We start from the raw sequence: 13,240 nt of genomic DNA, 5'->3' as shown, positions 1-13,240 counted from the left end.
CGCCGGTCACGCCTTTGATGGCGGTAGTGACGGTCTGGTCGCCTTTGTAGACATCGTCTGGCGCGATGGTGGTGATAGAACTGCTCGACTGGTTTACGCCAATAGTGATGGTCTGGCCGTTATCCAAGGTGACGGTCAACGGGTTGGTGATGTTAGTCACCGGCGCACCGTTTTTATCCACAAGGCTGGCGGTGTAAACGATGTTGCCGCCTTCGCCGACGGTGGTAGTGGCGGTCAGGACCACATCGACCTTGTCGATGGTGTCGTTGATCGTGGTGGTGGCGCCGTTGCCTGCCACTTCCAGTTTTTCGAAGTTACCGCCAGTGGTCTCGGTGATCTGAACGGTCTGGGTGCTCTTATCGATAAACACGTCATCGGTCGGGGCGGGCACGGTCACAGTGCCAACAGTGTCGCCAGCCTTGATGGTGATCGAAGAACCGTTGTCGAGTTTCAGCGTTACGTCAGTGCCCGCTTTGTTGGAAAGCGTGGCGGTGTACGTGATCTGCCCACCTTCGTTTGCCTCGGCCGGAGCGGTCAGCGTCACAGTAGTGGTGTTGTCGGTACCCGGTGTGTCCGTAACGACGGTGTTCACCGCGGTAGTGCCCGGCACCAGGTTCTCGAAATGCTCGCCGCCGGTTACGCCTTTGATGGCGGTGGTGACAGTTTGGTCGCCCTTGTACACGTCATCAGGAGCAAGAACCGAAACGCTACCGCTCGACTGATTCACACCAATGGTGATGGTCTCGCCATTGTCCAAGGTTACGGTCAGCGGGTTGGTGATGTTAGTCACCGGTGCGCCGTTTTTATCCACAAGGCTGGCGGTGTAGACGATGTTGCCGCCTTCGCCAACGGTGGTAGTGGCGGTCAGGACCACATCGACTTTGTCGATGGTGTCGTTGATCGTGGTCGTTGCGCCATTGCCTGCAACTTCCAGTTTTTCGAAGTTGCCGCCAGTAGTCTCAGTGATCTTGACGGTCTGAGTGCTCTTGTCGATGAACACGTCATCGGTAGGCGCGGGCACGGTTACGGTGCCAACAGTTTCGCCAGCCTTGATGGTAATCGACGAGCCGTTGTCCAACTTCAGCGTGACGTCAGTGCCAGCTTTGTTGGACAGCGTGGCGGTGTACGTAATCTGCCCACCCTCGTCTGCTTCGGCCGGAGCCGTCAGCGTCACGGTGGTGGTGTTGTCGGTACCGGGGGTATCGGTGACAGTGGTGTTCACCGCCGTAGTACCCGGCACCAGATTTTCAAAGTGCTCGCCGCCGGTCACGCCTTTGATGGCGGTAGTGACGGTCTGGTCGCCTTTGTAGACATCGTCTGGCGCGATGGTGGTGATAGAACCGCTCGACTGGTTTACGCCAATAGTGATGGTCTGGCCGTTATCCAAGGTGACGGTCAACGGGTTGGTGATGTTGGTCACCGGTGCGCCGTTCTTATCCACAAGGCTGGCGGTGTAGACGATGTTGCCGCCTTCGCCAACGGTGGTGGTCGCGGTCAGGACTACATCGACCTTGTCGATGGTGTCGTTGATCGTCGTGGTTGCACCATTACCTGCAACTTCGAGTTTTTCGAAGTTGCCGCCGATGGTTTCGGTGATCTGGACGGTCTGGGTGCTCTTGTCGATGAACACGTCATCGGTAGGCGCAGGCACGGTTACGGTGCCAACAGTTTCTCCAGCCTTGATGGTGATCGAAGAGCCGTTATCCAGCTTCAAGGTGACGTCGGTACCGGCCTTATTGCTCAAGGTCGCGGTGTAGGTGATCTGACCACCTTCGCTCGCTTCGGTCGGAGCGGTCAGTGTCACCGTAGTGGTGTTATCGGTGCCTGGTGTATCCGTAACGGTGGTATTAACCGGGGTAGTACCAGGAACCAAGTTCTCGAAATGCTCGCCGCCGGTCACACCCTTGATAGCAGCAGTGACGGTCTGATCGCCTTTATAAATATCGTCTGGCGCCACGGTAGTAACGGTGCCGCTGGATTGGTTAACACCGATGGTAATGGTCTGACCGTTATCCAAAGTGACGGTCAACGGGTTGGTGATGTTAGTCACCGGCGCGCCGTTCTTATCCACAAGGCTAGCGGTGTAGACGATATTGCCGCCTTCACCAACGGTAGGAGTTGCCGTCAGCACCACATCAACTTTGTCGAGGGTGTCGTTGATCGTGGTGGTTGCGCCATTGCCTGCAACTTCCAATTTCTCGAAGTTGCCGCCAGAGGTCTCAGTGATCTGGACGGTCTGCGTGCTTTTGTCGATGAACACATCATCGCTAGGCGCAGGGACAGTTACGGTGCCAACGGTCTCGCCAGCCTTGATGGTGATCGACGAACCGTTATCCAACTTCAGCGTGACATCTGTGCCAGCTTTGTTGGAAAGCGTGGCGGTATACGTAACCTGCCCACCTTCGTTCGCCTCGATTGGCGCTGTCAGCGTCACAGTGGTGGTGTCGATCGAATCGGTAATGGTGGTAATCGCTGGCGTGGTGCTCGGCACCAGGCTCTCGAAATTGCCGCCAGTCGTACTCGTAATCGTCGTACTGACGGTGCTGCCGTTGACGTAGACGTCATTAGCCGGCGTATCAACGACAACGCTGCCTGTCGATTCGCCGGCCTTGATGGTGATCACCGAGCCATTGCTCAAAGTGACGTTCACCGGCGTTTGCGCCGGGTTGGTCAGCGTGGCGGTATAGGTGATCTGGCCGCCTTCAGTCACGGTCGAACCTGCGGTCAGGGTGACCGTGGTGGCATCGATCGAATCGGTAATGGTCGTGACCGCAGGCGTGGTATTCGGTACCAGATTCTCGAAGTTACCGCCCGTTGTACCGGTGATCGTGGTGCTGACGGTAGAGCCATTGTTGTAGACGTCGTTAGCTGGCGTATCAACCACAACGCTACCCGTCGACTCACCGGCCTTGATGGTGATCACCGAGCCATTGCTCAAGGTGACGTTCACCGGGGTCTGCGCCGGGTTGGTCAAGGTGGCGGTGTAGGTGATCTGGCCGCCTTCGGTCACGGTCGAACCTGCGGTCAGAGTGACCGTGGTGGTGTCGATCGAATCGGTAATGGTGGTGACCGCAGGCGTGGTATTCGGTACCAGATTCTCGAAGTTACCGCCCGTTGCGCCCGTGATCGTGGTGCTGATCGTCGAACCGTTGTTGTAGACATCGTTAGCCGGCGTATCAACGACAACAGTGCCTGTCGACTCACCAGCCTTGATGGTGATCACCGAGCCATTGCTCAAGGTGACGTTCACCGGGGTCTGCGCTGGATTGGTCAGGGTGGCGGTGTAGGTGATCTGGCCGCCTTCGGTCACGGTCGAACCAGCGGTCAGGGTGACGGTGGTGGTGTCGATGGTGTCGGTGATCTGCGTCACGGCCGGGTTAGGGTCGATGGTCAATACCAGGTTGCCGCCGCCGGTGGTACCGGTAACGCCGACGCTTATCTGGCCCGGGTCGATGTACGGGCTGTCATTGGGGGCCAAGGGCACATTGACGGTGCCGGTCAACTGGCCCGACGGGATGGTAATCACCGCGCCATTGGTCAAGGTGACGGTCAGGTCACTGGTGGATGGCCGGGTCACGGTAGCGGTGTAGGTCAGCACGCCGCCCGCTTCGGTGATGGTCGGCGTCGCGCTCAGGGTCAGGGTCGAAGGCTGCAGCACTTGGTTACCCGAGTCTGCCGAGCCTGGTGCTCCGCTCAGGGCGTTGAGTGCCGAAGTGCCTTGGCCGATGGGTGCGGTGGGGAAGCCGATGGTCGGGTCTACACGGCCGGCGGTCGCGTCCAGCACCACGAAGCTGTGGCCGCCCCCGGCAGCACCATTACCGGCAGCGTTTGCGCCGGCGGCAGTGGCTTCCAGGTCGGTGGTCGGGTCGGCGCCGGCGGCGATGGCTTGTTGCAGCTCGGCCACCGAGGGTGCGGCTTGCTCGCTGGCCGCTGCCAGGTCGGCGGTGGAGTCCGGCATATCGGCGCTCCACTGGGTGTCCCGGCCCAGGTCCAGGATGCGACCGTCGGCCAGTTCCAGGCTCACGGCGCCCGACAGACCGGTGTCGATCTGGTCGCCGGCAAACAGACGATCACCTTCTACAAGGACGCGACGGGCACCTTCCGGAGAAATTACGAAAACTTGACCAACAATGCTTTTGACGGTGGCAACAACACTGCTCATTAAAATTTTCTCCGGCGATCCGTTTCGACAAATCCATTTCGCAGCGCGCTATTAGCGCTGCCAATCTGGGGGCGTAGTCTATAAATGCATTGACGTCAAATATTTGGCTGGATTTTTTAGCTATCTAGTTTGTGCCAAACTATTGACCTTATGGGCGTCATCCTAAACAATCGCCCTAGTAATGTCACATTGATATTTATGCGGCGAACCGTCCTACATGTGTGAAGCAGTTCCGCTTTTCGAACTTTCCGACGTACGGTCATTACGGTAGCCATTATCCGACGCAGCGGTGCTAATCGCTGTGATTTAAGACAAGAAGTCTTGGGGAAATTTTAAATGCGTCTGCACCTGTTCAAGGCAATACCGTTCGCTCTCGCCGCCAGTTTCGTACAAGCCCAGACACTGCCCCAAGCCATGCAACAGGCATTGGATGTACACCCGGAAATCCAGGCGGGTGTTAACAGCCGCATCGCCGCCGATTACCAATTGCGCGCCGCACAAGGTGGCTACCTGCCGCGTGTCGATCTGAACGCCGGATACGGCCGCCAAGGAACCGACAACGCCACCACCCGCGCCAACAACCCTGGCGGCAATCACTGGGACACGCTCAATCGCGGCGAATCCAGCCTGCGCCTGCAGCAAATGATTTTTGACGGTTTTGCTACCTCCAGCGAAGTCGGGCGTCAACAAGCCAACGTTAATTCCCGCGCTTACTCCTTGCTGGGGACTTCCGAGCGCACTGCGCTGACCGTTGCCCAGGTTTACCTGGAAGTATTGACCCGCCGTGAGTTCGTACGCCTGGCCGAAGACAACCTGCGCAACCACGAGCGCATCTACGACCAGATCAAGTTGCGCACCGAGCGCGGCGTCGGCAACGGTGCCGACCAGGACCAGGCTGAAGCCCGCCTGGCCCAGGCCCGTAACAACTTGATCACCGAGCAGACCAACCTGGCCGATGCGCAGGTCAACTACCTCAGCGCCGTCGGCCAGATGCCCGACGAACTCGAGCGTCCGGCCCCGTTCATGGCCATGCTGCCGGCAGACCTGAATGAAGCCCGTCGCCAGATGCTCGACAACAGCCCGGTACTGCGTTCGGCCGAGTCGGATATCTCTGCCGCCGAGAAGCAGTACGACGCCGCCAAATCCACCTTCTACCCACGCTTTGACGCTGAGCTGGGCACCAACGCCGACAACAACGTCTCCGGTGACCCCAACCACAGCAATGGCTGGGAAGCCATGGTGCGCATGCGCTTCAACCTGTTCGCCGGTGGCAGCAACAAGGCCGACCTGCAATCGAAGTCCTACCAGGCCAACCAGGCGCTGGACATTCGCAACAACGCCTTGCGCCAACTCAATGAAGAGCTAGGCTTGGCTTGGAACGCCCTGAACAACGCCAACGCGCAATTGCCGGTTGCCCAGCAGTACGTGGATCACAGCACTCGCGTACGTACGTCCTACCAGCAACAGTTCAGCCTTGGTCAACGTACCCTGTTGGATTTGCTCGACAGCGAAAATGAATTGTTCACCGCTTCCCGCCGCCTGGAAGAAATCAAGAACATTCAGTTATTTACTCAGTACCGAATCAAGGCGACCATGGGCGAATTGCTCAAGAGCCAGGGAGTGGTTGCACCAATGGCCTCCGTCGTGCAGAACGACGTGAAACCTAAAGTCCAACTGCCTGGGATGAATTGAGCCACCCCAATAGCCCCATCTGTTAGTCGAGAGTGCCCGCGTGGAACCTGAAGTCAGTCGAGTTCATCTCAGTCATGATCCACGCGCACTGCACGACGACCCGTTACTCGACGGGTTGTTGGCGCTCTGCGCCCTGCATCAAAAACCGGCCAGTGCGGCCATGCTCACCACCGGCCTGCCGCTGCCTTCGCAACGGTTGAGTGCCGAGTTGCTATCGCGTGCCGCTGCGCGGGCCGGGTTGCAAGGCCGGCTGCTGCAACGCAAGCTGGAACAGATCCCGACCATTGCACTGCCGGCGCTGCTGTTGCTCAAGGACGGTCGCAGTACCGTGCTGGTGGGCTGGGAGGGCGAAGATCAAGCGCGGATCCTGCTCAGCGAAAGCGACGGCGGTGAAGTGCTGATCAAGCGCGAAGCACTGGCCGACGACTACATCGGCAAAGTCTTCTTTGCACAGCCGCAGCACAAGTTCGACGTCAACCACGGCAGCCTGATTCCGCGGGCACGCTCGTGGTTCCGTGACACCCTCATGCGTTCACGCTGGCTCTACACCGACGCCATCGCCGCCAGCTTCCTGATCAACATCATCGCCATGGCCGCGCCGCTGTTCGTGATGAACGTGTACGACCGCGTCGTGCCGAACCAGGCCACCGCCACCCTGTGGGTGCTGGCCGTGGGTATCTGTGGTGCCTACCTGTTCGACCTGATCCTCAAGAGCCTGCGCAGCCTGTGCCTGGACCTGGCCGGTAAAAAAACCGACCTGATCATCTCGGCCACGCTGTTCGAGCGCATCGTCGGCATGTCCATGAAATACCGCCCGGCGCGGGTCGGCAGCTTCGCGCAGAACATCCACGAGTTTCAAAGCCTGCGCGACTTCCTCGCGTCGCTGACCCTCACCAGCCTGATCGACCTGCCGTTTACGCTGCTGATCTTCCTGGTCATCGCCATTCTCGGCGGGCACCTGGTGTGGATTCCAGTGTTGGCGTTCCCGCTCGCCCTGGGCATCGGCTACGCCTTGCAGAAGCCCCTGGTCGCGACCATGGAACGCACGATGGCGCTGGCCGCCGAGCGCCAGTCGAGCCTGATCGAAACCCTCGCCGGGCTCGATGCGGTCAAGGTCAACAATGCCGAAAGCGAGCGCCAGTATGGCTGGGAGCAGACCATCGGCACCCTTAGCCGGCTTGAGCTGCGGGTGAAGTTGCTGTCGGGCCTGTCGATGAACATGACCCTGCTGATCCAGCAACTGGCCGGCGTGATCATGATCGTGTTCGGCGTGTACCAGATCATCGACGGCAACCTCAGCATGGGCGGCCTGATTGCCTGCTACATGCTCAGTGGCCGCGCCTTGAGCCCGTTGGCCTCGCTGTCGGGCCTGCTGACGCGCTACCAGCAAGCCAAGGTCACCATGACCTCGGTGGACCAGATGATGGAGCTGCCCCAGGAGCGCAACTTCGAAGAGCGCCCCATGAGCCGTCGCACCCTGCAAGGCGCCATCGAGTGCCGGGGCCTGAACTTCACTTACCCGAACCAGCAGAACCTGGCGCTGAAGAACATCAACCTGGTGATCAAGCCAGGGGAGAAAATCGGCATCATCGGCCGCAGCGGCTCGGGCAAAAGCTCCCTGGCCAAGTTGATCGTCGGCCTTTACCAACCCGACTCCGGCTCCTTGCTGGTGGACGGCGTGGACGTGCGCCAGATCGACGTGAGCGAGCTGCGCCACAACATCGGCTATGTCGCCCAAGATATTCAATTGCTGGCCGGCACCCTGCGCGACAACCTGGTCAGCGGTGCGCGCTACGTCGAGGATGAAATGGTTTTGCAAGCTGCCGAACTGGCCGGCGTGCACGAATTTGCCCGTCTGCATCCCCAAGGCTACGAACTGCAAGTCGGCGAGCGTGGGCAGAACCTGTCCGGCGGCCAGCGCCAGAACGTTGCCCTGGCCCGTGCGCTGCTGCTCAACCCGCCCATGCTGTTGCTGGACGAACCCACCAGCGCCATGGACAACACCGGTGAAGAACGCTTGAAGCAACGCCTGCAAGCCGTGGTGCAAAACAAGACCGTGGTGCTGGTTACGCACCGAGCCTCACTGCTCTCTCTGGTCGACCGCCTGCTGGTGGTCGACCGTGGGCAGATTCTCGCGGACGGCCCGAAAGCCGTGGTCATGGAAGCGTTGAAGAAGGGGCAGATCAGTGTTGCTTAACTCCATCAAGAGTGCGGTCGGCCGCTACTTCAAAGGCTCCGATTCGCTGCAGGGCCAGCCGCTGCCCGAGGTCAACAAGGCGCTGATCGAAGATGCGCCACGGGTCATCCGCCTGACCATCTGGGCGATAATCGCGTTCTTTGTATTCCTGGTGGTGTGGGCCGGTTTCTCCCAGATAGACGAAGTGACCCGTGGCGACGGCAAGGCGATTCCGTCGTCCAAGTTGCAGAAAATCCAGAACCTGGAAGGCGGTATCGTCGCCGAGTTGTACGTCAAGGAAGGCCAGATCGTAGAGGCCGGCGCGCCGTTGATTCGTCTCGACGACACGCGGTTTGTCTCCAACGCCGGGGAAACCGAAGCCCTGCGCCTGGCCATGCAACTGCGCGTCGAGCGTTTGAGCGCGCAGGTGGATGACCGCCCGCTGAACATCCCTGACGAGGTGTTAAAGGCCGCGCCGAGCCAGGCCGCCAACGAGCGCTCCTTGTATGAAAGCCGCCGTCAACAGTTGAAGGATGAAGTGGGCGGTTTGCAGGAACAACTGGTACAGCGCCAACAGGAACTGCGCGAGTTCACTTCCAAGCAGGGCCAATACCGCAGCCAGTTGTCCCTGCAACGCCAGGAAATCAACATGTCCGAGCCGCTGGTGGCCCAGGGCGCGGTGTCGCCGGTAGAAGTGCTGCGCCTCAAGCGCGCCGAAATGGAAACCCGCGGACAGTTGGACGCTACCACTCTAGCGATCCCGCGTGCTGAATCGGCGATCAAGGAAGTGCAACGCAAGATCGATGAAACCCGCGGCAAATTCCGCAGCGAAGCCCTGACCCAACTCAACGAAGCCCGTACTGAACTGAACAAGGCCGAGTCCACCGGCCGCGCGCTGGAAGACCGGGTCAGTCGCACCCTGGTCACCTCGCCCGTGCGCGGGATCGTCAAGCAGTTGCTGGTCAACACCGTTGGCGGTGTGATCCAGCCGGGCAGCGACATGGTCGAAATCGTGCCGCTGGACGACACCCTGCTGGTAGAAGCCAAGATCCGCCCGCAAGACATCGCCTTCCTGCACCCAGGGCAGGAAGCGGTGGTCAAGTTCACCGCTTACGACTACACGGTCTACGGTGGCCTGAAGGCCAAGCTCGAACGCATCGGCGCCGACACCATCACTGATGAAGACAAGAAGACCACCTACTACATGATCACTCTGCGCACCGACCGCAGCCACTTGGGTACCGATGAGAAGCCGCTGCTGATCATCCCCGGCATGGTTGCTTCGGTGGATATCATCACCGGCAAGAAAAGCATCCTCAGCTATCTGCTAAAACCGATCATCAAGGCGCGGGCCGAGGCGTTGCACGAGCGTTGATCTTCAGCGCCTGTACCGACCTCATCGCAGGCAAGCCAGCTCCCACATTTGAATGGGTTCACAAATCAAAATGTGGGAGGGGGCTTGCCCCCGATGAGGCCGTCAGCATCACTCTACAACTCAAACCAAACGCCATATCCATATGCGTTAACGGTATTTAAGCTTCCATCCTTATGCCTATAAATTCACTCCCCTGTCCGCCGGGAATGAATCAAATGTCTGCCACCACCGCCCTCCAAAGCTTCGACATCCACCCGTTCCCCGGCAGCGTCGGCGCCGAGATCATCGGCCTGGACTTATCCCGTCCAGTCAACGAGCAGGACTTCGCCCGCATCCACCGCGCACACTTGGACCATCACGTCATCGTGTTCCGCGACCAACGCATCACCCCCGAACAACAGATCGCCTTCAGCCGCCGTTTCGGCGTGTTGCAGATCCATGTGCTCAAACAGTTCCTGTTGGCCAACCACCCCGAGATCCTGATCGTCTCCAATATCATCGAGAATGGCCAATCCATCGGCCTGGGGGATGCGGGCAAGTTCTGGCATTCGGACCTGTCATACAAAGAACTGCCCAGCCTGGGTTCGATGCTGCATGCCCAGGAACTGCCATCTGAAGGCGGCGACACCCTGTTCGCCGATATGCACAAAGCCTGGGAGCACTTGCCAGGTCACCTGCGCAACGCGGTCGAAGGCCGCAGCGCCGCGCATTCCTACACCGCGCGCTACAGCGAGACCAAATTCGAAGGCAACTGGCGCCCAACCCTTACCCCCGAACAGCTCGCCCAGGTTGCCGAAGTGGTGCACCCCGTTGTGCGCACCCACCCGGAAAACGGCCGTAAGGCGCTGTTCGTCAGCGAGGGCTTCACCACCCGTATCGTCGGCCTGCCCGATGACGAAAGCCGTGACCTGCTGGCCCAGCTCTACGCCCATAGCGTGCTGCCGGAAAACATCTACCGCCATCAGTGGCAGCCCCACGACCTGGTGTTCTGGGATAACCGCTCGCTGATCCACCTGGCCGCTGGTTGCCCAAGCCACCTGCGGCGCAAATTGTTCCGTACCACCATTCAGGGGGATGCGCCTTTCTAACCCGATAAAGCCTGCTAGGATTGCGCCCAGTTCACTCCCAACGAACCACGAGTGCTTGGCATGCAACTACCGGACATGAACCTGTTGGTCGCCCTCGACGCGTTGCTCGACGAGGGCAGTGTGGTGGGCGCCGCGCGGCGGATGAACCTCAGCCCGGCCGCCATGAGCCGCACCCTCACGCGTATCCGTGAAGCGGTCGGTGACCCGATCCTGGTGCGTGCCGGCCGTGGCCTGGTGCCGACGCCCAAGGCGCTCGAGCTGCAAGGCCAGGTGCGCAATGTGGTGGAGCAGGCTGCGTTGTTGTTCCGTTCGGCGGACCAAGTCGATTTGAGCACCTTGCGCCGTCGTTTCAGCGTGCGCGCCAATGACTTTTTCATCGGCGTGTATGGCGGGCGACTGTTCGACACCATGGAGCGTGTGGCGCCGCTGTGTGAGCTGCGCTTTGTGCCCGAAGGCGACACTGACGATGAAGCCCTGCGCGAAGGGCGGTTGGACTTGCGGGTGAGCAACACCATGCCGGCCAGCCCGGAAGTGAAGGTGCAGAACCTGTTCTCCACCACCTTTGTCGGTCTGGCGCGGCAAGACCACCCGTTGTTCGACGAAGAAATCACGGCGGCACGCTTTGCCAGCTACTCCCACATCAGCATCTCCCGGCGCGGCATCGCCCGTGGGCCCATCGATACTGCGTTGAATGCTCAGGGCCTGGAGCGCCGGGTGGCCATGATCGCCCCAGGCTTTCACGGTGCGATGTTCATGCTGCCCGATTCCGACCTGCTGTTGCCGGTACCCAAGGAAGCCCTCCTGAGCGCCAAGCGTCTGAACCTGCCACTGCGCGCATTTGCCTTGCCGATTCCACTGCAAACCCTGGTTCTGGCCCAATCCTGGCACCCACGCTTCGACAAAGACCCGGCCCATAAGTGGCTGCGCGAAACCATGCGCGAGAGCTGTCATGCCACCTGGCTAGAAGCCCAGCCGGTATAAAGCGAACGCAATCAATGTGGGAGCTGGCTTGCCTGCGATAGCGGCGCGTCAGACAACACATTTTCATCTGTCAGGCCGCAATCGCAGGCAAGCCAGCTCCCACAGGGTTCAGTGTTGATGTTCAAAGTTGCGTCTGACGCACTTATAACCTGCTAACAAGTAACTTTTTGTCATGAGAGTGCCTGATTAAACTGCTCGGGTATTTCTTATTCCGAGTTACCTGTTCATGACGTCCCTCGCTGCCCCCGTCCTCCAGGCCGCAGCCAAACCTACGGCTCTGAGCCCACCCGTATTCGGCCCGCGCATCATCATCGGCTTGCTCGGCGTATTGCTGGCGGTACTGGTCTCCGGTCTCAACGAAATGGTCACCAAGGTCGCCCTCGCCGATATCCGTGGTGCGCTATACATCGGCTTTGATGAAGGCACCTGGCTGGTCGCCGCCTACACCGCCACTTCCGTGGCAGCCATGGCGTTTGCGCCGTGGTGTTCGGTGACGTTTTCCCTGCGCCGTTTCACGCTGTGCGCCATCGGCTTGTTCACCGTGCTGGGCATCCTCTGCCCGTTCGCACCCAACTACGAAAGCCTGCTGCTGCTGCGTACCGTGCAAGGTCTGGCCGGTGGCGCGCTGCCGCCGATGCTGATGACCGTGGCACTGCGTTTCCTGCCGGCCAACGTCAAGCTGTATGGCTTGGCCGGTTACGCACTGACCGCCACCTTCGGCCCCAGCCTGGGCACGCCGCTGGCGGCGTTGTGGACCGAATACGTCGGCTGGCAGTGGGCGTTCTGGCAGATCGTCGCGCCGTGCCTGCTGGCCATGGCGGCCGTGGCCTACGGTTTGCCACAAGACCCACTGCGCCTGGAGCGCTTCAAGCAGTTCAACTGGCGTGGTTTGCTGTTGGGCTTCCCGGCGATTTGCATGCTGGTGATCGGCCTGTTGCAAGGCAATCGCCTGGACTGGTTCGAGTCGGGCCTGATTACCTTCCTGCTGTGTGGCGGCACAGTGTTGCTGGCGCTGTTCATGCTCAACGAATGGTCACAGCCACTGCCCTTCTTCAACTTGCAGATGCTCGGCCTGCGCAACCTGGCGTTTGCCTTGATCGTGCTGGCCGGCGTGCTGATGGTGCTGACCTCGGTGATCATCATCCCGTCCAGTTTCCTCGCTCAGGTTCAGGGCTACCGGCCGCTGCAGACCGCACCGGTGATGCTGCTGATGGCGTTGCCGCAGTTGATCGCGCTGCCGCTGGTGGCGGCGCTGTGCAACCTGCGCTGGGTCGATTGCCGCTGGGTGCTGGGCATTGGCCTGAGTATGTTGGTGCTGTGCTGCCTCGGCAGTTCCCACCTGACCTCGGCGTGGATTCGTGACGACTTTTATGGCTGGTACCTGCTGCAGATTTTCGGTCAGCCCATGGCCGTGCTGCCGCTGCTGATGCTGTCCACCGGCAGTATCCAACCCATCGAAGGGCCGTTTGCCTCGGCCTGGTTCAACACCGTCAAGGGCCTGGCCGCTGTGATCGCCACTGCGGTGCTGGATACATTGACCACCCAGCGCGGGCATTTCCATTCAACCATGTTAGTAGACCGCCTGGGCAATTCGCCCCTTGCCGACGCTGACGCGCCGGGCCTCGCCCACCGCTTGCACGAGCAGACCGTGGTGCTGACCTCTTCGGATCTTTACGTCGTCATGGCCGGTGTCGCGGTGGCGTTGATCCTGCTGATTTTCTGGATGCCCACGCGGATCTTTCCGCCTCGCGCTCCGGCCTGACCAC

General features: G+C 60.2%; 7 protein-coding genes. 6 read left to right on the top strand and 1 reads right to left on the bottom strand.

Features of this window, described 5'->3' with window-relative positions:
- Positions 1-4,162, bottom strand: a 4,162-nt coding sequence (locus tag JMV15_RS21925) for a retention module-containing protein (RefSeq protein WP_201491919.1), incomplete at its 3' end; no start/stop codon positions are given.
- 336 nt (positions 4,163-4,498) lie between these two features.
- Here JMV15_RS21925 and JMV15_RS21920 point away from each other — a divergent pair.
- From JMV15_RS21920 to JMV15_RS21895, 6 genes are all read left to right on the top strand, one after another.
- Positions 4,499-5,854 (top strand): TolC family outer membrane protein, encoded by a 1,356-nt coding sequence (locus tag JMV15_RS21920; RefSeq protein WP_014716368.1) that lies wholly within the window; start codon positions 4,499-4,501, stop codon positions 5,852-5,854.
- A 40-nt stretch (positions 5,855-5,894) separates the two neighbouring features.
- The gene (locus JMV15_RS21915; protein ID WP_019819525.1) at positions 5,895-8,051 is read left to right on the top strand and encodes a type I secretion system permease/ATPase; all 2,157 of its coding nucleotides are present in this window, start codon (positions 5,895-5,897) and stop codon (positions 8,049-8,051) included.
- Positions 8,041-9,405 carry an HlyD family type I secretion periplasmic adaptor subunit gene (locus JMV15_RS21910; RefSeq protein ID WP_014716369.1) on the top strand — a complete coding sequence of 455 codons (1,365 nt, stop codon included), beginning with the start codon at positions 8,041-8,043 and terminating at the stop codon, positions 9,403-9,405. Before JMV15_RS21915 ends, JMV15_RS21910 begins: the two co-directional genes overlap by 11 nt.
- 215 nt (positions 9,406-9,620) lie before the next feature.
- The gene (locus JMV15_RS21905) at positions 9,621-10,493 is read left to right on the top strand and encodes a TauD/TfdA dioxygenase family protein (RefSeq protein WP_014716370.1); all 873 of its coding nucleotides are present in this window, start codon (positions 9,621-9,623) and stop codon (positions 10,491-10,493) included.
- Positions 10,494-10,553: 60 nt separating this feature from the next.
- Positions 10,554-11,474, top strand: coding sequence for a LysR family transcriptional regulator (locus tag JMV15_RS21900; protein ID WP_003187445.1), 921 nt, complete (start codon positions 10,554-10,556; stop codon positions 11,472-11,474).
- A gap of 226 nt (positions 11,475-11,700) precedes the next feature.
- Positions 11,701-13,236, top strand: coding sequence for an MFS transporter (locus tag JMV15_RS21895; protein ID WP_014716372.1), 1,536 nt, complete (start codon positions 11,701-11,703; stop codon positions 13,234-13,236).
- Positions 13,237-13,240: the final 4 nt, after the last annotated feature.

Origin of the sequence: Pseudomonas paracarnis, assembly GCF_904063055.1 — a bacterium.
In the GTDB taxonomy this organism is placed as follows: domain Bacteria; phylum Pseudomonadota; class Gammaproteobacteria; order Pseudomonadales; family Pseudomonadaceae; genus Aquipseudomonas; species Aquipseudomonas paracarnis.
The sequence above is the reverse complement of the archived record's forward strand: the minus strand, read 5'-3'. Positions and strand labels throughout refer to the sequence as shown.

Coding starts and splice junctions, on each gene's coding strand:
- JMV15_RS21905 (WP_014716370.1), top strand. CDS start 9,621: ATGTCTGCCACCACCGCCCTCCAAAGCTTCGACATCCACCCGTTCCCC.
- JMV15_RS21895 (WP_014716372.1), top strand. CDS start 11,701: ATGACGTCCCTCGCTGCCCCCGTCCTCCAGGCCGCAGCCAAACCTACG.
- JMV15_RS21920 (WP_014716368.1), top strand. CDS start 4,499: ATGCGTCTGCACCTGTTCAAGGCAATACCGTTCGCTCTCGCCGCCAGT.
- JMV15_RS21900 (WP_003187445.1), top strand. CDS start 10,554: ATGCAACTACCGGACATGAACCTGTTGGTCGCCCTCGACGCGTTGCTC.